This is a genomic window from Alphaproteobacteria bacterium (genome assembly GCA_026400645.1).
GTDB lineage: Bacteria > Pseudomonadota > Alphaproteobacteria > Paracaedibacterales > CAIULA01 > JAPLOP01.
Genome location: JAPLOP010000009.1, coordinates 67,880 through 88,398 on the forward strand (window position 1 = coordinate 67,880; position 20,519 = coordinate 88,398).

Consider the following 20,519-nt stretch of genomic DNA (forward strand, 5'->3'; position numbering starts at 1 on the left):
ATGTTAGGTTTGTTTGGTTAAGGCGTCAACGATACCGTGCAATGTTCTGACTTCTTGTTCTGTTAAATCGGTACGCTGGAAGATATTTTGGATCGTTCGCCACATGATGGGCTTTTTATGGGCAACCCGCCAAAACCGGGCGGTGTCCAGTTTTTGTTCGAGGGCGTTCAGAAAAAAGGCCACCTGTTGATGGGTTGCAAGGCTAGTGTCGCCCAGGTGAAGATGGCTATCCTCATGGTGGCAATGGCTGTGGGCACAAAACCATTCATATCCGATGACGACGACCGCCTGTCCCAGGTTGAGCGATGAAAATTCCGGGCAAACCGGAATGTGGATCACGCCGTTGCATTTTGCCAAGTCATCATTACTAAGGCCCGTTCTTTCTGGCCCAAATAACAGTCCTATGCGGGGATGATTGCTTTCTTGTTGCTGGCTCCATTCGGCAAAACGCCGGGGGGAATAATACCGTTTGATCATTTCCCGTTCAATTGCCGTTGTCCCAAAAAGCGAAGTTAGGTCAGCGGTTGCATCTGATAAACATGAATAAATTGGTGCGTTCGACAGAATAGCGTCGGCCCCAACAGCCATTGCGATCGCTTTTGGATCAGCTGGGGATACCCTTGGATTGACTAATCGAAGGCTGGTTAACCCAAAATTGCCCATTGCCCGCGCCACGGCCCCCAGGTTTTCAGCAAGCTGCGTTTCCAAAAGAATAATATGCATTAGCGTTGGTCCAATTTAAATTCGATGCGTCGGTTGCGGGCCAATTCCTGTGTATCGCCACCCTCGATCAGCGGTTGATGTTCCCCAAACCCTGCCGCCACAAGATTCTTTGGATTCACCCCTTTTTCAATCAGGTATTTCACAACTGATATCGCGCGTGCCGAAGATAGCTCCCAGTTGGATGGAAACTGCGACGTATGAATAGGAAGCTTGTCCGTGTGCCCATCAATACGCAAAACCCATTTAAGATCCGTTGGGATTTTTTGACTGATTTCTTTGAGGGCATCCGCCAATTGATCCAGCTTTTTCTTGCCTTCCCCCTCTAATTCTGGGGAGGATTGCGCAAACAAAACCTCTGACTGGAACACAAAACGATCGCCAACAACTCGCATATCGGAACGATTTCCCACGGCCTTTTGCAACTTTGAAAAGAATTCAGATCGATATTCCCCAAGGCGTTTGGTGGCTTTATTTTTTGCGTTTTCTGATTCCAATTCAGTTTGCGCGCCCTTAAGTTGTTTTAATTCTGCCAATTTTTCAGCTACAGCTGTGTCCAGTTTGGTTTTTAAATCGGCAATTTGTTCATTTTGATTTTTTGTTTTGGATTCACTTGTGGTCAGCGCATCGCCCAGGTCTTTCAATTGAGCAGACAACAGGGCGATTTGGCTTTGTAGGGATTCATTGTGTTCGGCAGCCTGTTTTGTTTGAAGTTTTTCTGTGGATAAATCAACCCCAAGGGCAGTCAATTGTTTATTTACAACCACCAATAATTCCTCTAATTCTTTGCTTTTTGTTTCATATTTCCTGTGTTCATGTTTTTCATCACGAAGGGATTGCGTCAAGCTTTCCATCTTTTGTGTCATGCTGGCCAACGATGCATCCCGACCGCTTAGCGCATCTGCTAAATAAAGCTGGGCCACCAAAAACGCCATCAACACAAAAATAATAACCATCAAAAGTGTGGCCAACGCATCCACAAATCCAGGCCAAATATCCATTGGCGTATGACGGTTCCGACGAGAGTTTGTGAACATAAAGGTATCCTGTAATTCTTTTCCTTTTAAAGAGTAATGAATGCCCGGGGAAGACACAAGTCAAGAAGTTATTTTCTTGGTGCCAGCTATGCTTGCTAAATTTTTAAGGGGAAGCACTTCGATATGTTCAGAAAGTTTATATGTCTTAATCCCTGGATAAATAACATACAATTTGTCAAGGTTTAGATATTCAATAGCTTTATACATGGATGAGGTTGCGCTTGGGGCATCATTGACTTTAAACTCAAAGCCAATTTTTTGGCCCTGATGAAAAATTAACAAGTCGAGCTCGCCCTCTTGATGAATGCCCCAATAATAGCAGTCCTCAGTCCTTTTATCAAAAATTCGAATAACCTGTTCCAGGGCAAACCCTTCAAAGCTAGCTCCAAATTTTGGATTCTTTAATAATTGCTCATGGGAATGAATATCCATAAGGTGGTGGAATATTCCGGAATCACAAAAATAAATTTTGGGTTTTTTTGTTTGACGTTTTCCAATATTCGCAAACCAAGGATAAAGCTGACGAACCATAAATGTTCCAGAAAGAATATCCAAATAATTTTTGACTGTGTGGTCACTGATTCCAAGCGAGCGACCTATTTCTGACGCATTAAATGTGTTGGCATGGTAATGGGCAAGCATTGTCCAAAACCTACGCATTGTAACGGCTGGTATGGAAAACCCTAGATTTGGAATATCTTGCTCCAGAAAGGTCCTGATGTATTGTTCTAGCCACCGAAAGGCAGTTTCAGGGTAAAGATAACTACTCGGAAATCCCCCAAGCAAATGAAGTTGTGTGATATTGGGTACCTCTAGCAAGGAAAATGGGTGAACTTCAATATAGGCAATTCTACCTGCCAACGTCTCAGAAGATTGTTTTATTAGGTCACGTGATGCGCTTCCTAGTATGAGAAATCTTCTGTCTCTTCTCTCGTCTACTAGTACGCGTAAGGTTGGGAATAATTCGGGTAAGCGTTGAATTTCATCAATAATGATAAGGCCGCTTAGGTCCCCAAAGGCTAGGTGAGGATTCTTTAGGGCGGCCTGATCACGACTGTCTTCCAAGTCAAAAAAATGGACCTCGGTTGATTGTTTGGCAAATTGACGTGCCAAGGTTGTTTTGCCACATTGGCGTGGTCCAACAAGGGCAACAATTGGATGACTGTTAAAGTAATTACGGATAGACCCCAGATAGGTGTCGCGTTGTATGAGTGTATGAGTGCTCACAAGAAAATCCATAAAATATTTTTCTTAGGTATATCATGAAAACTCGAACCTTGGGTACGAAATTTCATAACACTATCAAAAATCATCCATATTCCTTTCGCATGATTTTCCACGTTTGTCATCCTTGGGTCAAGCCCGAGGATGACAACGGGGCGCTTCCCGGGGAATCATTTGAAGCGAGCATACATCCTAAATTCCAAAATCCGTTCGATTCCAGCAAGGTCGGGGTGGGATCGTGCAAAAGCTAGTCCATTATGCTTTGCCAGGGTCCGAACAGCAGCCCCTTGTCCTTGGCCGATTTCCAGAAAAATTTTGCTACCCTGGTGACAAAGGGTGTGGATTTGGGGCAAAAGCGATTCATAGCATGCCAGGCCATCCTTGCCGCCATACAAAGCCTGGTGGGGGTCATAATCGCTAACCGATCGATCCAGGGGTTCGTTCAGGCCAATATAGGGGGGATTACTGATGACAATGTCAAACGTTCCCCGGACAGCTGTGGCCCAATCGCCCACCAGAAAAGCTGCACGGTTTAAAAAACCAAGCCGATCTGCATTTTTGCGCGCAACCGTGATGGCATTTTCGCTTTTATCGACGCCAAAACCATGGGCATTTGGAAATTCTGATAACAGGCTGATCATCAAACACCCCGTTCCCGTTCCAAAATCAATGATTGTTAATGGGCTGTTTTTATCGCAAACGCACCCAAGAACGGCCTGTATCAGTGTTTCGCTGTCAGGGCGCGGGTCAAGGGTGTCTGATGTGACTATAAAATCAAGCCCCCAAAATTCTTTGTGACCGATAATTTTGGCCAAAGGTTCCCCTGCACAGCGCCGTTGAACTAACCTTGCAAGATGTTCTGTTTGGCCCTCTGATAACCGAAGGTCTGTCGCAAAAAACACATCTTCATACCGTTTTTCAAGGACATGTGCCACCAACAAACGCAGTTCCCGCGACGGTGATTCGATCCCAGCCTGGCAAAGATCTGCGGCAAGCTCACCCAACAACATCAGCCGGCTTTCCTTGTTTGACGTTGCCACATCTTTGTATAAACGCCTTTTTGACTTAACAGATCCTGGTGCGTGCCCCGTTCAACAATGACTCCCTTTTCCAAAACAATGATTTGATCGGCATTAACGATCGTTGATAAACGGTGGGCAACAATGATGGTTGTGTGATTGGCGGATATTGTCTGTAAATTTTCTTGAATTTTCTTTTCTGTCCGTGTATCAAGCGATGACGTCGCCTCGTCAAACAGGAAAATACTTGGTTTTTTCAAAATCGTTCTGGCGATTGCAACGCGCTGTTTTTCACCACCAGAAAGTTTTAATCCCCTTTCACCAACCTGGGTATTGTATCCATCGGGCAGGGATTGAATAAAATCGTAAATCTGGGCTTGACGTGCGGCTTCATCGACCTCCTCCGGGTTAGCATCGGGGCATCCATAGGCAATATTATAATAAAGCGTATTGTTGAACAAAACTGTGTCTTGCGGAACAACCCCTATGCAGGCACGCAGGCTTTTTTGGGTAACAGCTCGAACATCCTGCCCATCAATGGAAATGGAACCACTGGTTGGATCATAAAAACGGAACAAAAGTCGCGCAATCGTTGATTTGCCAGCGCCGCTGGATCCGACGATGGCCAATGTTTTACCTGCTGGAATGGTAAATGATATTCCCTTGATAATTTCCCGTTCAGGTTGATAATCGAAACAAACATCCTTAAATACAATCTCACCATTTGCCACCAAAAGGGGTTGGGAATCGGGACTGTCTTGGATTTCCCGTGATTCATCTAGAACCCCAAACAACTCCTCTAGGTTAACCAGGGAAAGTTTTACCTCGCGATAGGCGAAACCCAGATTAAACAACGGAATATATAATTGAATTAGAAATGTATGAATAGCAACAAAATCACCAATCGTGATCTGGCGTTTCATAACGCTGGTGGCTGCCACCATCATTACAAGGACAAGGCCAATCGACAAAATAACGACTTGTCCAATATTCAGATAAGAAAGACTCACCTTGCTTTGAAGGGCTGATTTCTCGTATTGCTTAAGGGCATCACCATACTGTTTTTGTTCGTATGGTTCGTTACCAAAATACTTAACGGTTTCATAATTTAACAGGCTATCGATCGCTTTTGTCTGCGCCTCGTTATCGGTTGCATTCATCTGGCGCACAAAACTGATACGCCATTCCGTTAGTTTTAAGGTATAGAGAATGTAACAAATCATGGTCACAAGGGTAATGACAGCCAATGTCACCCCATAAAAGATCCACAAAGCCAGCGCCACAAGGCCTATTTCAATAAATATAGGGACAAGGCTAAATGTTAGGAATGTTAAAAGGGTTTCGATTGATTTGACACCACGTTCTACGATGCGCGTTAACCCGCCGGTTTGGCGCCCCAAATGGAATCGTAAGCTTAAATTATGCAGATGATCAAAAACTTTCAATCCCAATTGGTATAAAGCTCGCTGGGACACACGCGCAAATGTGACATCACGTAATTCTGAAAATAGAGAGGATGACATTCTGGCGGCGCCATAGGCCCCCATGAGCATAAGCGGCCAGAAAAGGGATTTGGAATTTTCCAAAACGTCGATGCTGTATTTAAAAATAAAGGGGACAATCAAGATGCAGACTTTGGATGCGATCAGAGCACAAGATGCCTGAATAAATTTAAGCCGCGCTTCGGGCATATTTTCAGGCCAAAGATAGGGCCAAAGCTTGGTAAATGTTTTAAATTTGGATGTTTGTGACCTTGACATTAGCTAAGTTTGCCTTTATGTGAGAGATAGGGCATAATATACACTGAATTTGTGCCCACAAAAGATTATTAAAAAAGATGTTAACATTTACAAAGGGTTTGATCCATGTCGATTAAGTTCAGGCCTCGTTCTCCTGGTGAAAAAATTCAGCCACGTCGCCGACATCTTTTTGAGGGTAAAACAAAGATATTGTGTGACGGGCCAGAGCCCGGAACGTATGTTCTTTATTTTAAAGATGATTGCCAAGGCTCCGGAATAGAGACAGATCCCCTTGTGCTCGATGAAAAAATCACACCCAAGGAAATTATTGGAACCGGAAAAATCATTGGAAAGGGCGCCATTAATAACCGTCTTTCCGAAATGTTTATGTCGCGTTTGGATGAAATTGGGGTCGAAAATCATTATCTTCGCCGGCTTAATATGTGTGAACAGCTGGTAAAGGCCACCGATCCGTTGCCGTTTGTGCTGACAATGAACAACATTGCCGTTGGTGATTTTGCAAAACGCCTTGGCCTTGACGAGGGGATGGCCCTGCCAGAACCCATACCGGAATTTAGGCTTAAGGGCGTTCAGGAATCAATCCAGGGATCCATAATTTCAGCCCATCATATTACTGCCTTGGGTTGGGCAGACAAGGAAGAGATAAAAGTAATACTCGACATGGCCCAGCGTATCAATGACTTTTTGTGGGGTCAATTCCTGGCGCTAGGTATGCGAATCATGCATTATGATTTGGAATTTGGACGGGTTTATATGTCTGAATATATGGAGGATGCTGAATTGATCCTGATTGACGAGATCAGTGCCGATACATGCCATATTTTGGACATTAAAACAAGCAAACGCTTTGTTGTGAATGACGATCCATCGGACATTGGGGTGTGTTATTATGGACGCGCAGCCTATCAGGAAATTGCACGCCGGTTTGGTATTTTAACCGCTGGGGGACCACCTGATTTGTATCAAGAGGTTGCAGAGTAACATATGGCAATACACATTGAAGAGCTCGAGAGTTTGCTTCGCCAATCTTTCCCGGGGGCGGAAATAGACGTGCGCGATTTGGTTGGGGATGGGGATCATTATCAGGCAACCGTTCTGTCGGATGTTTTTTTGGGAAAGACCAGGGTTCAACAACATCAAATGGTTTATGCAGCGCTAAAAGGGATCGTGGGGCAGGAATTGCATGCCCTAGCCGTAAAGACAGGATTACCCACCCTTACTTAGGTAGAGCCAAATAAAAAAGGGTTTAGGTTGCAGTCGTTCTACGTTAATCTGATAGCGCACCCAAAAGGTGTCTACAAAAAAATTACAAGGGGTTCCTATGGCCTATATCTATCAGTACTTTGCCCGGATGTTCATAAGCGTTATGTTGCTTGCGTCGGCAGTTATTTTTCTGCATGAATCATTGTGGCGTATATTTCTTTATAACCTTGGTCTGAACTGCGTCATTATGTCGTGCTTGGCCCTTGGGGTCTTTTTGGGTTTTTCCAATCTATTTCGTTTACGAAAAGAACAAAAGTGGCTAGAAAGTTATGATTACGGCAAGGAACAATTTCCCGATACGCCCAAGGCAAAAATATTGGCATCTCTGGCTATTTTACTGAGCGACCCTCATTACAAAGGAAGCCTTTCAACCCTTGCCTGTCGTTCCGTTTTAGCCAGCGTTGATGGTCGGCTTGAGGAAACGCGGGATATAAACCGATATCTGGTGGGGCTGCTTGTTTTTTTGGGGTTGCTTGGGACGTTTTGGGGCCTATCCGAGACAATCGGTGCCATCGCAGGCGTTATCAACAGCATTGACCTTAGTGTTGGTGATGTAAAAGATTCCTTTCAGAATTTAAAGGCAGGATTACAATCCCCGCTGTCGGGTATGGGTATTGCATTTAGTTCGTCCATGTTTGGATTGGCCAGTTCCCTTATCGTTAGTTTTCTTGATCTGCAAAACTCAAAAGCGAACAATGCATTTTATCAGCGATTAGAGGATCGCCTGGCCGTGGATACACGAATGGCATCTGGTGGTGGTGAAATTTCGGAAAGCAGCGGCGGCAGCGGCCCCGCATACAGCATGGGGCTATTGGAACAAACCATAGAAACCATGGCGAGCTTGCAAACCCAAGTCAGGCGGGGCGAAGACAACCGAGTCAGCGTTGTCAAGGCCATGCAAACGCTTAGCGAGAAATTATCGCAGATGGCTGACCAAATGGTTATCAATCAATCAGTTATTAAAAAGATTGCCCAAAATCAAATTGATATACAAGAAACGATTTTGGAATTGGCCAGAATTAATAAACATCCAGCGGGGGATGAGTTACTCAAGAATCATTTACGATCCTTGGAAATGATGACAACAAAAATGCTAGAGGAAATGATCGATGGGCGCAATCGCACAACACACGAAATTAAAAATGAAATTCGCGTGATTGCCCGAACCCTGTCGGCAATCGCCAATGGACAAGAGGTTGCCGCATAATGCAGTCTTTGCCCGTTCTGGAATTGATTAATGTCTCGCGTTCCTTTGTGCAGGGGGGGCAGGAAATTCACGTCTTGCGACAGGTTAACCTAACCGTAAAAAGGGGGGAATCTGTCGCCTTGGTTGGGGCCAGCGGGGCCGGTAAATCCACGCTGCTTCAGTTGGCCGGTTTGTTGGAAATGCCGGACGAGGGTGTGGTTCAGATCGATTCTAAGATTTCCAAGGATTTAAGCGAACAAACGCGAACAAACCTCCGTCGTGATTGTATTGGATTTGTTTACCAGTATCATCATTTGTTGCCAGAGTTTTCTGCGTTGGAAAATGTTATGATGCCGCTGCTAATCGCTGGAAACAGCAAGAAAGAATCCAAAGAAAAAGCTCAGCTATTTTTGGAAAAACTGGGCCTTGGACATCGCCTTTTTCATCGTCCAAAAAAACTATCCGGTGGAGAGCAGCAGCGCGTTGCCATTGCTCGGGCTTTGGTGCACAAGCCGAAATTGTTGCTGGCGGATGAGCCTACGGGAAATTTGGATGACGAAACGTCCCAATCTGTTTTTGGGGAAATGTTGAACCTTGTGAAACAAGATGGCTTGGCGGCCCTAATTGCAACGCACAATATGGAAATCGCATCGCGAATGGATCGAATCGTTCAGCTTCGGGGTGGGGTCCTGACAGAGGTTGATAGGGATGTACCAAAAACAGCAATATGAAAAATTCACCAGCACGCGTCCTTATCCTTGGCCTCGATCCGGGGCTGCGCCACACGGGATGGGGGATCATCCAAATGGTGGACAACACGATGACGCACGTCGGCCATGGCGTTGTGAACACCCCAACCAAACTGACGTTGGCCGAACGCCTTAATTGCCTGTACCAGGGATTGTCCGCTGTGATCGATGACTATGCGCCATGCGAGGCGGTGGTAGAGGAAACATTTGTCAACAAGAATCCCGCATCAACACTAAAGCTTGGAATGGCCAGGGGTGTTGTTTTGTTGGTCCCCGCATCAAAGGGGTTGCCCGTATTTGAATATTCGGCTAATCGTATTAAAAAGTCTGTGGTTGGTGTTGGGCATGCCGACAAGAATCAGGTTTTGTTGATGGTTCAACGGCTTTTGCCCTGCATGAAGCGGGATGACATGCGATCTGATGCCGCCGATGCACTGGCGGCTGCGATTTGTCATGCACATTACAGACGGATTAATTCATTGGTAAGGGCGCAAATATGACGATTATAGCGGTGCAAAAAAGTTTATTTGGCGATAAAGCGCCGGGTAACAAAGAATCGGCGCCAGTTTTTACAAAATCAGCCGCCCATAAACCCATGCCCAATTTAACGTTAATGGCTGGCCTGGATAAATCAAATTTACGCAGTGAAAGCGTTTATTATCTTCGCATTTTAATGGGGCAATATGTGCGGTCGATTTCATCGGTGGTTGCACAAAAAAAATTCTTAAAAACGATTCGTGCTGAAATCAAATTAAAGCAGGGCAGGGCTACGCCGGAAACGTTGTTGATGGATGCCCTGATTCAAAGAAATTTATAAATCTAACCGCGCCCATTAACCCTTTCTTAAGACTTTTGTGGTCCAATCATAAGGTACCAACCCTGTAGTACCCCCAAAAAGGGCGAGAGGCGTCTTATGATAAATCGACAAATTGCGTTTGTATATGTAAGCAGTGGCTGGGGGGCGCCCGACATGCGTACGGCCAATGGTCCCGCCTGTGTTAGTCCATTTCTAGCGGAACTTTTCAAGAACGAGGGAGTCGCCGCTTTTTACACCGTTGATAACGATCCGGATACCCTGAGTGTTACAAAGAAAATACCAAAAAATCAATTGAAGGAACGGCGCGAACACGTGACTGATGTTGCTACGCGCCTGTGTGATCTTGTTCAAACGCTTATTCGTAACGACTATTTTCCCATCATTATTGGCGGCGACCATTCCATCGCTATGGGTACATGGAGCGGTGTTAAGATGGCATCGCCAGCGCAAGATTTCGGCCTGTTATGGTTTGATGCCCACATGGATGCGCACACCCATGAAACCAGTTTCACTCAGCATCCACATGGAATGCCATTGGCAGTATTGTTGGGACATGGACCCAAAGAATGGACACATCTTGGGGAATGCTCACCCAAAATTCACCCTCACCAGATTGCCCAACTTGGGATCCGTTGCTTTGAATCTAAAGAAAAGAAATTTTTGGATCAACAACAGGTGAAAATCTTTTTTCAAAAAGACCTGAAAACTGTGGGGCTAGAAAAAGCATACCGCGACGCCTTTCAGCATATAACCAAAGCAACACCGTTTTATGGGGTCAGTATTGATGTTGATGCGTTTGACCCATCAGAGGCACCCGGCACAGGGACTGTGGAGCCTGACGGCATTCACCTGGCGGATCTTATCCCTCTAATCAAGGGGATTGCCCATGATCCCAACTGTTTAGCATTAGAAATAACGGAGTTTAATCCAGACAAGGACCAAGATGGCATCACGCTGGACCTTGTGCTTGCGCTGATTAAGACTGCTTTGGAATTCCCCAGACGAGGATAAAAAAAATTTAGTCGGCTTGTTTGCCCATGATCAAGTCTTTCTTTTCGAAAATCCATAAAAACAAACCCGGCGTTGTTGCCAAAAGAAAGATCACACCATGCATTAACGACAAAGACAGGCTGTGTTCTTTGGAGATACCATAGGTGGCAAAAATTGCAACCAGGGCCCCTTCTCGGACTCCCCATCCAGCAAAGGAAACGGGGATGGTTTCCACGATGCTTGATATGATCATGGCCACCAAAAGTTGCGGATAGGTGATATTCAGTCCCATATCCAGTGCCAAAAGATAAGGAGCTAATGCATATACAATGGTGGAGAGTGTGGAATAAGCCAAAATTTGGGCATTGTTTTTTGTTTGATGAATGATATCCCACAAATCATTGGAAAAATTAATAATATAGTCTGCTTGTTTTGGTAGCTTGAATGGTAATCGAGAGATCGTCAGTATTACAGCGATTAATCCAGCAACCCCACCCATACTTAGAACAACAATTGAACCCAAGTATGTTTGGTTCATGGTTTGCCATTCAAACGGTAAGCACAAAAAAACCAAAATACAGAATCCAGTTATTCCGTAAAATCGTTCCATCAATACGGTTGTAACAGCCCAATAGGTTGGAATATTGAATTTTTTTAGGATAATTCCGCGATAAACGTCTCCACCAATCGACCCTGGAAAGACTTGATTCACAAAGAAGCTAATCAAGTTAAGGCGCCACATTGTTTGAATGGGGGGTGCATCATATTTTGCTGAAACAATTTTTTGCCAGCGCTTTGACATCAGAAAGCCCTGAGTCCAAAAAAGAACAAAACAAAAGCATATCGTCTGCCAGGAAACATTTTTTAATGCCTGTCGGACATGGTCTATATTTAAATTATTTAATAAAAAATAAGCAATGATCGCGATTATTGCGATCTTGGCCAAGAAAAAAATAAATGCTTTGTTCATATTGATTCCTATCTTTAGTGTGAATTGACTATATCATTTTTAAAGATCAAAATAAATAAATTATTAAGGATTCATCTGATATCCTAATAGGGAGGCTTGAGGTAAAAGACGGACATTTATGTTATATCATCTTTATGAATTCAAAAAGGCTGCGCAATGGCCCGCCCATGTTTGGAGCAAGGCAACTGGGATTTTTTTAAAGCACCTACCTTTTAAGGACGAATTTTTTGGTCGGCTTTTGTTGGCCTCTAATGAAATTCTGGAACGATCGACGCGTTCATTTGGTCGTCCTGAGTTTGGTATTGATACAAAAACCAAGGCGGGACAAGGCGTCGAAATTCTGGAAAAAACCATCATCGATAAACCATTTTGCAAAATAAAACAATTCATTCGATTCTCAACAGACGGACAAATCATTGGCGCTGATGAACCAAATGTATTGATTGTTGCCCCCCTATCCGGGCATTATACGACCCTTTTGCGAGATACAGTCGATGCGATGATCGCTGATCACAATGTCTATATCACAGATTGGCAAGATGCATCCCGTGTTCCCCTGTCAGAGGGAAGGTTTGATTTACAGACATATATTGACTATCTTTTGGATGTAATTGTCAGGTTGGGCAATGGGCTTCATATACTGGCTGTCTGCCAATCAACGGTACCGGTTTTAGCTGCCGTTTCAATTTTGGCCAAACAAAAAAATTCGGCTCAGCCGGCATCTATGATTTTGATGGGAGGGCCGATTGACACCAGAATCAATCCGGGTGTTGTCTGTAAATTTGCAAAGGAACATGATTTGGATTGGTTCCGCCGCAATCTGGTAACGGATGTGCCCTTTGGACATTTGGGATATGGACGACTTGTTTGTCCGGGCTTTATTATGCTCAGTGGTTTTATGTCTATGAATATAGACCGCCATCAAGAGGCGCAATACAATTTATTCGTAAATCTTGTTAAGAACGATATCGAAAGCGCCGACAAACAACGTGCCTTTTATAACGAATATCGATCTGTTATGGATGTGCCGGCCGAATATTATCTGGATTGCATTCATCATGTGTTTCATGATCATTCTTTGCCCCGTGGTATAATGCAGTGGGGAGGAGGTTTGGTTGATCCAGCCCTGATCACCAAAACAGCCCTTATGACGGTGGAGGGGGAACGTGATGATATCTCCAATGTTGGTCAAACATACGCCGCACATGATTTGTGTTCCGGAATTCCCCAAACGCGCAAACGATCCTATGTGCAAAGCGAGGCGGGTCATTATGGAATATTCAATGGAAAGCGGTGGCGAACGGAAATTCAGCCCCGAATAGCCGTATTTATTCGCGAGTTTTCTGGGAAGGATTAGGGCTCAAGCCAACGTCCATTGATTGACGCTTGTCCTGCGCCGTATTATAGTTATATCCAAACTCAATAAAAAAATAATGGAATTTTATGTCTGTTCGTGTCCGCTTTGCTCCCAGCCCAACAGGATTGCTTCATATTGGCAATGCACGGGCTGCCCTGATTAACTGGTTGTTTGCCAAAAAACACCAGGGTGTTTTTATGTTGCGGTTGGATGACACCGACCTTGACCGGTCAGAGGATCGATATGCCCAAGCAATTGCGGAGGATTTAGCATGGCTTGGCCTGCACCATCACGAATTCGCCCAGCAATCAAAGCGCTTTGACCGATATCAACAAGCCATGCAAAGCCTGATTGATACGGGGCGTTTGTACCCCTGTTATGAAACACCAGAAGAATTGGATTACAAACGAAAGCGTCAGCTGGCAAAAGGCGAGCCCCCAATTTACGACCGGGCGGCGCTGCACCTGACGGCTGAACAAAAAGCGACCGCGGTCAACCAGGGAATTCAACCGCATTGGCGCTTTCAGCTGAATCCCGGACCGATCCAATGGCATGATCTGGTTCGTGGCCCCGTGGAATTTCATGGCGACCGCCTGAGCGACCCTGTTTTGGTGCGTGCCGATGGGGCATTCCTTTATACGCTGACATCGGTTGTGGATGATCTGGATTTTGCAATCACCCATATTTTACGGGGCGAGGATCACGTTACAAATGCAGCCGTCCAGATTCAATTATTTCAAGCGCTGAATAATGATCAGCCCGTCACTATAACGTTTGGTCACACGACGCTTTTGATGGATGCCCAAGGACATGCGTTATCAAAACGGCTAGGCAGCCTTAGCCTTGGGACGCTCAGAGAATCGGGTATCGAACCCATGGCGATTAACAGTTTGCTGGCACGATTGGGGACATCATTGCCGGTGGAGCCTGTTTTGGATCTTGATGCCTTGGCCGCCGATTTTGATTTGGGCACATTTAGCAGAACGCCACCCCATTTTAACGAAGATGATTTAAAAGTTCTCGATCACAAGCTATTGCAACTAATGCCATATGATTTTGTGCAGGATCGTTTGAAAAACCTGGGAGCGATTCATATTACAGGGGATGTCTGGATTGTCATTCGGGGGAATATACAAACTCTTCAGGATGTATTGGTTTGGGAGGGGGTTTTGTATGGCAATTTGTCCCTGGTAATAACCGATAGCGACCAAGATTTCATGCGGGTTGCTCTGGCATCCCTTCCCATTGCGCCTTGGTCAACTGAAACGTGGCTTACTTGGACAAATACGATAAAGGCGGAAACAGGTCGCAAGGGAAAGGCCCTGTATATGCCCCTGCGCCAAGCCTTGACCGGCATGGATCATGGGCCAGAGATGAAGGATTTGTTGCCACTTTTGGGATATGAACGAACCAAAGAAAGATTGGAAAATCACGTATAATGGCTTACGATATCAAGCAAATTGATCCGCATTCTGTCCGTAAATGGTTGGAGTCTAATGCTGCCGTTCTGATTGATGTGCGTGAACTGGCGGAATATAATGCAGAACGGATTCCAGGATCTCACCACATTCCGTTGTCGCAAATTTCCATGACAAATCTTCCCTCTATAAAAGGTCGGAAAATCGTCATTCATTGTCATTCGGGAAAACGAAGCTATTCTGCGTGCGAAAAATTATTAGACGACGATCCAATGCTGGAGGTTTGTAATCTAGCGGGTGGGATCCTGGCTTGGCGGGCGGCGGAGCTTCCCACGACAAAATCATCCTCTCCTGTTTTGCCATTAGACCAACAGGTTCAGATTGGGGCTGGTCTTTTTATACTTTTGACCCTGTTGTTGGGATATGGCGTTTCATCCTATTTCTATTTAGTGACGGCAATGCCGGGAATCGGACTGATTATCGCTGGCTTTACGGGGTGGTGTGGCCTTGGGATGGTTTTGACGAAAATGCCCTGGAACCAGAAATAAGGACCGCATTCTGGCTATTATTAGGGCTCACACTCCTCGCATCTCGGCTAAAATTATTTGCGCATCAGTGTTTGAGAGCCTACCTAGTTCTTTTAATTTTTGTTTAAGTTTATTTTTTAACAAAGGTTTTTCATCAGGGGTCGCATCTGTGCCAAGAATGATATTCTGTATATGCAATCGCATGTGCCCCCGCATAATGCCCCCGTTAACAAGGGCCATCATGGCTCCCAGGTTTTGCACCAAGCCAACGGCGGCCACAATCCGGGCCAGTTCCTGGGATTTTGTAATTCCCAAAAGACGTAAACACGCACGGGCTGTTGGGTGAAGGTTTGTAACACCACCCACTGTCCCAACCATAATGGGGCCATCGAATTCACCAATCAGCTCTGCCCCAACGCGTGTCCAGCGGGTTAATGGTTTGTATGATCCATTGTGCGCGGCAAAGGCGTGAAGACCACCCTCAACAGCGCGCCAATCATTTCCAGTGGCGATCAGAACGGCATCAATTCCATTCATGATCCCCTTGTTATGGGTGACTGCACGATAGGGGTCAAGCTCCGCAAACAGAGATAGTTCTTCCAATTTACAGGCCAAATCCCGGTCGATAGAGGGCAAAATAATTTGCACCTTAACACGTTTGTGCATCGACAGATTTGATAAAATACAAATAGAAACATCCTCGCCAGTCAAGTCGTGAATGGGCCCGGCTAAATATTCGCAAGCTTGGGTGATAAGGTTGGCCCCCATCGCATCACAGGGGTCCAAATGCACATGAATAACCGCCATCACATCACCATCGGGGCGCTGAATTTTCCGAAGATGTATATCCCGGATACCGCCCCCACGCTTGACCAGACTCCCCAGGACATGTTGATGCGCCAATTCGATCAACATATTTTTATTGGTTTCAATGGCGCCGGACAAGGATTCAGCATTTTGGACACGGGCAATTTGAATCTGACCAACGATTTCATTGCCCAGACTTGCTGTTGTGATGTGTCCGTGTTGACGAATCCATTTCGCCGTTTTAGAGGCGGCAGCAATCACGGATGTTTCCTCAACAGCCATGGGAATGACATAGTCCTTATTATCAATGCGGAAATACGGCGCAAATCCCAATGGCAACGTAAAGCCACCGATGCTATTCTCAATGAAATGATCGAAAAGCTCCAAAAGATCGGGGGACACTGTTTTTAAAAAATAGCCCCCATCGACGTCGTTCAGAAATCCACCTTGAACAAGTCGGTCCAGGCGTTCCTGGGGCGTTAACAGGGATAAGCCCTTGAAACAGTCTGTGATTGCTGATTTTTTACTGGGGTTGGGCATTTGGATCGAATCCTTTAAAGAAACCAATATGATACATTATATTCTGTATTATATCCCACCAAAATGGAAACACTGGCAATCTCTAACAGGTCATTCATCGATTTCGCCAAGGAATCCCTTCCTGCTTTTTTGTAAGCATTTGCAGCATTTTCATACAGGTGCCATTCTCGGCTTTCTTTGGCTTCGGACGCATATAATTCTGCTGCCAGGGTAAATGTTTTTGTGGCCTCCTCCTCATCGTGGGTATCGGCATATAATTCGCCTGCGGTCATAAGTAGATTTGCCCTGATGATGGGGTCGCTTGTTATATTCGCGTCTTCGATATACAGGTCGCCTGCTTTTTGTAATAATCTTATGGCCTTTCCTTCTTGTCCGGCTTCTCTGTATGCATTGGCGGCACATTGCCAATGAAAGATCCTCCCCCCGCTTTTTTGTGCTTCTTCTTCGTATAGCTTTCCGGCCTTTATTAAGAATGCTTTCGCCTCGGCTTTGTTGTTTTCTTTTTGCGCCTTGTAGGCATCCATCATGTAATCTCTGGCACCTTTTTCCCTTATGTCTTCGTCCAATGGACCAAACGGAACAAGGGACGCGCTGCTCGACCTTGAAAAGGATGACTCGTTACTAAACGAAGAGGAGGGGGAATCATCCGAGGCATATCCGGAATCATTTACAAGAAAAAGGATACTCACCATTTTTGTTAAATGTTTCATAAACATAACCTTTCTATAAAGATTTTATTTTGACTGTTTGCTAGTGCTTGTTTTTGTACGCATGCTTTTTGCTTGCTCATCCATGAGCTTTGCCATGGGTTCGTCCCCGGCTCGGCGGTAATCTTCTGCTGCCAGATCAAAAAGACTTGGATGGGATGATTTTCCCAGAAAAAGCCTCCCACCCAGGCCAGCAGTCTCGTTTTTATTGGTCTCCACATCTTGACGTGCGGCTTTTTTTAACAACTCGTATCCGGCATATCGGGATGCATCGGCAGCATGGTGTAGATACAAGATGTTGTCGGTTATCATGGACTTTCTTTCAAAGAGCTTGGCGGCCCGTTGGTACAATTTGATGGCTTCATCTGGTTGCCCGTTTTTTTGGGCTTCACGAGCCTCCACCATATAGGTCAACGGATTTTCATCCTCCTTTTTTACATGACGGTGATGATTATTTTGATCTGTTTCTTGTTCGGTATCGATTGGGGGTCTGATGGCAATAGGGGAAAGAAGGGTTGAGGATGATAGTAATTTTTCACTGAATGGGTTCGGGCTTAGGGAATCATCTGCTGCGTAAACGATTTCGCCCGTGATTAGCATCATGCTTGTCAATCGTATGAATGCATTCATGATTTTTACCTTTCTATTACTAGCGGTGATTATCCGATGAAGGCTATTATCATCAGATACTTAACACTAGAAATAGAAAGGAATTATTAATTTAACGTTAACGGGGGTTGATTTGATTTTGAGCGGATGTCTTTATTTAACCTCTTTCCAGATTTTGCGCATGGTGGCATAAAAAATCAGGGTCATAAAGGCCAGGTACAACAAAGCTTTGACCCCCAGTTGTTTGCGGTGCTCCATTTCAGGCTCCGCCGCCCATGCCAGGAACGTTACGACATCATGGGCCATTTGATCCACGATCGCCTTTGTATTGTCGGCATACGCCACCTGTCCATCAGTCAGGGGGGGCGTCATTGCGATCTGACCCCCGGGGAAATAGGGGTTATAGTGATGTCCAGGTTCAACAGTAACACCCAATGGGGGGGTTGCATACCCCGTTAGCAGTGCATGAATATAGTCAGCTCCGTTTTTTCTAGCCTTTATAATCAAGGATAAATCAGGGGGTAATGCCCCATTGTTTGCTGTTCGCGCGGCGTTATCGTTGGGGTAGGGTGACGGAAATGCATCTGCTGGCAGGGCCTTTCTTTTAAAAGGATTTCCCTCGGCATTGGGGCCATCCATCACATCATAATCGGCGGCGATTGCTTTGATTTCGCCTTCTTTAAACCCTAGGGCCGATAAATCACGGTAATGAATTCGTTTCAGGCTGTGGCAGGATGAGCAAACTTCTTTGTAAACCTGGAACCCGCGCTGCAGTGACTCTTTTTTAAAGGTGCCAAATGGACCAGTAAACGTCCAGGCCTGCTTGGGTGGTGCAGATGTTGGCGTTTCGGCAAGGGCGGCGAAGCATCCTGCAATGAGGATGGCGATGATATAGGGCATGATTTAATCCAAACTTGTGGGAAGGGTTGGTCTTGGCTCTATTTTTCCCAACAGGGGTAATAAAATCAAAAAGTGGATGAAATAATAAGCCGTTGCAAGGCGCCCAATGGTTAGGTAGATCCCTTCAGGGGGTTTTGCGCCGATCCATCCCAACACGAAACAATTCACGACAAAGACCCAAAATAAATGCTTGTATATGGGGCGGAATCGCGCGCTCCGGATGGGATTGGTATCCAACCAGGGAAGGATAAAAAGCACAAAGACAGCCCCGAACATTGCCAAAACGCCACCCAGCTTGCTGGGGATTGATCGTAAGATTGCATAAAAAGGCAGAAAATACCATTCTGGCACAATATGGGGCGGCGTCATCAACGGGTTAGCCATGATATAGTTGTCAGGTTCCCCAAAAAAATTAGGGGCAAAAAAAACAAAAAAGGCATAGATACACAAATATACACCCAATCCAAACAAGTCCTTAATCGTGTAATAGGGGTGAAAGGGGATGCTGTCGTTGGGTTTTTGTCGATCAATACCGACCGGATTATTGGATCCGAATTGGTGTAATGCGACCATATGAAGGCAGCTTACAGCAACAATGATAAATGGAAATAAATAATGCAGGGCAAAAAAACGATTCAGCGTTGGATTGCCAACAGAAAAGCCGCCCAATAACCAATGGACGATCGAATCCCCAAATGGGAGGGCTGAGAATAAATTAGTGATTACAGTGGCGCCCCAAAAGCTCATCTGTCCCCAGGGAAGGACGTATCCCATAAAGGCTGTTGCCATCATCAACAAAAGAATCACGACCCCCAATATCCACAGTAATTCACGCGGGGATTTGTAGGATCCATAATAAAGCCCCCTTAGCATATGGATGTAAACGACAATGAAAAACATCGATGCACCGTTCATATGGATGTATCGAATTAACCATCCCCCGTTCACATCGCGCATGATCCGTTCGACACTATCGAATGCGTTGTCAACATGGGGCACATAATGCATCGCCAGGAATATGCCGCTGATGATCATAATGACCAGGGTAATCCCAGCCAGGGATCCAAAATTCCACAAATAATTTAAATTCTTTGGTGTTGGATAATCCCCCAGTCCTTTTTTTATGAATGTAAATACGGGTAAGCGATCATCAATCCACTTTGTTATGGTCATTATTATTATCCAATACGCAGAACAGAACCATTATTAATAAATTGATAGGGGGGGATTTCCAGATTTTTTGGAGCAGGCCCACTGATCACGCGGCCAGAAATATCATACCGTGATCCATGACAGGGACAAATCCACGCACCGGTGGCAGAATCGAGGGAGGGGGCTTTAACCTCGGTCGGCACACAGCCCAGGTGCGTACAAACCCCGACAACGACCAGCCATTTTGGATCTTTTGTAAATCGTTCCTGGTCGGTTTCTGGATCTGGCAAGGATTTCAGCGGTGTTTCATTGGCAGTTTTTATGTCGGCGGCTGTTCTGTGGCGGATAAAGACGGGCTTTCCGCGCCACATAAGGGTTAGGCTTTGCCCGGGTTTAATATCTGATAAGGGAACATCAATCGATGCTAACGCCAAAACGTCCGCGGCTGGATTCATGCTGCCAATAAAGGGAAGGGCTGTCGCACCAACACCAACGGCCCCAACGGCACAGGCAGTCAGTGTCAGAAAATCACGCCGTGTTGGATTTGCTGAATCGCAAGCGCCCTCATCAGGGGCAGGGGGTTTTGTGGAATGATCAGACATTGCAGGACCTATACAATTTTTCTTACATTCTAATAAGATTGTCCTTATATAGCAATGCCATAGACGGCAAAATATATCCCTTCCCAATCATTCTTCCACACGTCCTCCCGAGACTTGATCGCGGGATCCACATGGACCCCGTGGTCAAGCCACGGGGTGACGGGG

22 protein-coding genes are annotated in these 20,519 nt (G+C 45.4%); 10 read left to right on the top strand and 12 right to left on the bottom strand.

What is annotated here, in order from left to right; genetic code table 11:
* Nucleotides 1–3 precede the first annotated feature (3 nt).
* The 5 genes from NTX76_01325 to NTX76_01345 all read right to left on the bottom strand — a co-directional run bounded on the left by NTX76_01325 (nt 4) and on the right by NTX76_01345 (nt 5,760).
* Nucleotides 4–723, bottom strand: a complete 720-nt coding sequence (locus NTX76_01325; protein ID MCX7337910.1) for an RNA methyltransferase — start codon at nt 721–723, stop codon at nt 4–6.
* Complete coding sequence (locus tag NTX76_01330) at nt 723–1,757, bottom strand: peptidoglycan-binding protein (GenBank protein ID MCX7337911.1); 1,035 nt, start codon at nt 1,755–1,757, stop codon at nt 723–725. Before NTX76_01330 ends, NTX76_01325 begins: the two co-directional genes overlap by 1 nt.
* Nucleotides 1,758–1,817: 60 nt before the next feature.
* A complete protein-coding gene (locus tag NTX76_01335) occupies nt 1,818–2,966 on the bottom strand; it encodes an ATP-binding protein (GenBank protein ID MCX7337912.1) in 1,149 nt (382 codons plus the stop codon).
* A 185-nt stretch (nt 2,967–3,151) separates the two neighbouring features.
* Entirely contained in the window at nt 3,152–4,021 is an 870-nt protein-coding gene (gene prmC / locus NTX76_01340; GenBank protein MCX7337913.1) for a peptide chain release factor N(5)-glutamine methyltransferase, read from the bottom strand.
* Nucleotides 3,991–5,760: an ABC transporter ATP-binding protein/permease gene (locus tag NTX76_01345; GenBank protein MCX7337914.1), complete on the bottom strand. Its 1,770-nt coding sequence runs from the start codon at nt 5,758–5,760 to the stop codon at nt 3,991–3,993. The genes prmC and NTX76_01345 overlap by 31 nt, the downstream gene beginning before the upstream one ends.
* Nucleotides 5,761–5,865: 105 nt before the next feature.
* Between NTX76_01345 and NTX76_01350 the strand changes: the two genes are divergently transcribed.
* The 7 genes from NTX76_01350 to NTX76_01380 all read left to right on the top strand — a co-directional run bounded on the left by NTX76_01350 (nt 5,866) and on the right by NTX76_01380 (nt 10,786).
* The gene (locus tag NTX76_01350) at nt 5,866–6,741 is read left to right on the top strand and encodes a phosphoribosylaminoimidazolesuccinocarboxamide synthase (GenBank protein ID MCX7337915.1); all 876 of its coding nucleotides are present in this window, start codon (nt 5,866–5,868) and stop codon (nt 6,739–6,741) included.
* A gap of 3 nt (nt 6,742–6,744) precedes the next feature.
* On the top strand, nt 6,745–6,984 hold the full coding sequence (locus tag NTX76_01355) for a BolA/IbaG family iron-sulfur metabolism protein (GenBank protein ID MCX7337916.1): 240 nt from the start codon (nt 6,745–6,747) through the stop codon (nt 6,982–6,984).
* A 67-nt stretch (nt 6,985–7,051) separates the two neighbouring features.
* Entirely contained in the window at nt 7,052–8,230 is a 1,179-nt protein-coding gene (locus NTX76_01360; protein MCX7337917.1) for a flagellar motor protein MotA, read from the top strand.
* Nucleotides 8,230–8,940 carry an ABC transporter ATP-binding protein gene (locus NTX76_01365; GenBank protein MCX7337918.1) on the top strand — a complete coding sequence of 237 codons (711 nt, stop codon included), beginning with the start codon at nt 8,230–8,232 and terminating at the stop codon, nt 8,938–8,940. The genes NTX76_01360 and NTX76_01365 overlap by 1 nt, the downstream gene beginning before the upstream one ends.
* Nucleotides 8,937–9,458 carry a crossover junction endodeoxyribonuclease RuvC gene (ruvC, locus tag NTX76_01370; GenBank protein ID MCX7337919.1) on the top strand — a complete coding sequence of 174 codons (522 nt, stop codon included), beginning with the start codon at nt 8,937–8,939 and terminating at the stop codon, nt 9,456–9,458. Before NTX76_01365 ends, ruvC begins: the two co-directional genes overlap by 4 nt.
* Nucleotides 9,455–9,775 (top strand): hypothetical protein, encoded by a 321-nt coding sequence (locus tag NTX76_01375; GenBank protein MCX7337920.1) that lies wholly within the window; start codon nt 9,455–9,457, stop codon nt 9,773–9,775. Before ruvC ends, NTX76_01375 begins: the two co-directional genes overlap by 4 nt.
* A gap of 96 nt (nt 9,776–9,871) precedes the next feature.
* Nucleotides 9,872–10,786, top strand: a complete 915-nt coding sequence (locus tag NTX76_01380; protein MCX7337921.1) for an arginase — start codon at nt 9,872–9,874, stop codon at nt 10,784–10,786.
* Nucleotides 10,787–10,793: 7 nt separating this feature from the next.
* On the opposite strand, the gene NTX76_01385 is transcribed toward NTX76_01380, so the two are convergent.
* The gene (locus NTX76_01385; GenBank protein MCX7337922.1) at nt 10,794–11,735 is read right to left on the bottom strand and encodes a lysylphosphatidylglycerol synthase transmembrane domain-containing protein; all 942 of its coding nucleotides are present in this window, start codon (nt 11,733–11,735) and stop codon (nt 10,794–10,796) included.
* 118 nt (nt 11,736–11,853) lie between these two features.
* Here NTX76_01385 and phaZ point away from each other — a divergent pair, with 118 nt between their 5' ends.
* From phaZ to NTX76_01400, 3 genes are all read left to right on the top strand, one after another.
* A complete protein-coding gene (phaZ, locus tag NTX76_01390; GenBank protein MCX7337923.1) occupies nt 11,854–13,092 on the top strand; it encodes a polyhydroxyalkanoate depolymerase in 1,239 nt (412 codons plus the stop codon).
* An 86-nt stretch (nt 13,093–13,178) separates the two neighbouring features.
* Nucleotides 13,179–14,531, top strand: a complete 1,353-nt coding sequence (gltX, locus tag NTX76_01395; protein MCX7337924.1) for a glutamate--tRNA ligase — start codon at nt 13,179–13,181, stop codon at nt 14,529–14,531.
* The gene (locus NTX76_01400) at nt 14,531–15,058 is read left to right on the top strand and encodes a rhodanese-like domain-containing protein (protein MCX7337925.1); all 528 of its coding nucleotides are present in this window, start codon (nt 14,531–14,533) and stop codon (nt 15,056–15,058) included. Before gltX ends, NTX76_01400 begins: the two co-directional genes overlap by 1 nt.
* Before the next feature lie 27 nt (nt 15,059–15,085).
* Here NTX76_01400 and NTX76_01405 read toward each other — a convergent pair whose 3' ends face one another.
* The 6 genes from NTX76_01405 to petA form a co-directional block, all read right to left on the bottom strand.
* Nucleotides 15,086–16,384 (bottom strand): hydroxymethylglutaryl-CoA reductase, degradative, encoded by a 1,299-nt coding sequence (locus NTX76_01405; GenBank protein MCX7337926.1) that lies wholly within the window; start codon nt 16,382–16,384, stop codon nt 15,086–15,088.
* Nucleotides 16,385–16,398: 14 nt separating this feature from the next.
* The gene (locus NTX76_01410; protein MCX7337927.1) at nt 16,399–17,094 is read right to left on the bottom strand and encodes a hypothetical protein; all 696 of its coding nucleotides are present in this window, start codon (nt 17,092–17,094) and stop codon (nt 16,399–16,401) included.
* Between the two features lie 24 nt (nt 17,095–17,118).
* Complete coding sequence (locus tag NTX76_01415) at nt 17,119–17,721, bottom strand: hypothetical protein (protein MCX7337928.1); 603 nt, start codon at nt 17,719–17,721, stop codon at nt 17,119–17,121.
* Between the two features lie 132 nt (nt 17,722–17,853).
* The gene (locus tag NTX76_01420; GenBank protein ID MCX7337929.1) at nt 17,854–18,600 is read right to left on the bottom strand and encodes a cytochrome c1; all 747 of its coding nucleotides are present in this window, start codon (nt 18,598–18,600) and stop codon (nt 17,854–17,856) included.
* A 3-nt stretch (nt 18,601–18,603) separates the two neighbouring features.
* Nucleotides 18,604–19,773 carry a cytochrome b/b6 gene (locus tag NTX76_01425; GenBank protein MCX7337930.1) on the bottom strand — a complete coding sequence of 390 codons (1,170 nt, stop codon included), beginning with the start codon at nt 19,771–19,773 and terminating at the stop codon, nt 18,604–18,606.
* Nucleotides 19,774–19,778: 5 nt separating this feature from the next.
* Nucleotides 19,779–20,354, bottom strand: coding sequence for a ubiquinol-cytochrome c reductase iron-sulfur subunit (gene petA / locus NTX76_01430; protein ID MCX7337931.1), 576 nt, complete (start codon nt 20,352–20,354; stop codon nt 19,779–19,781).
* Nucleotides 20,355–20,519 lie beyond the last annotated feature (165 nt).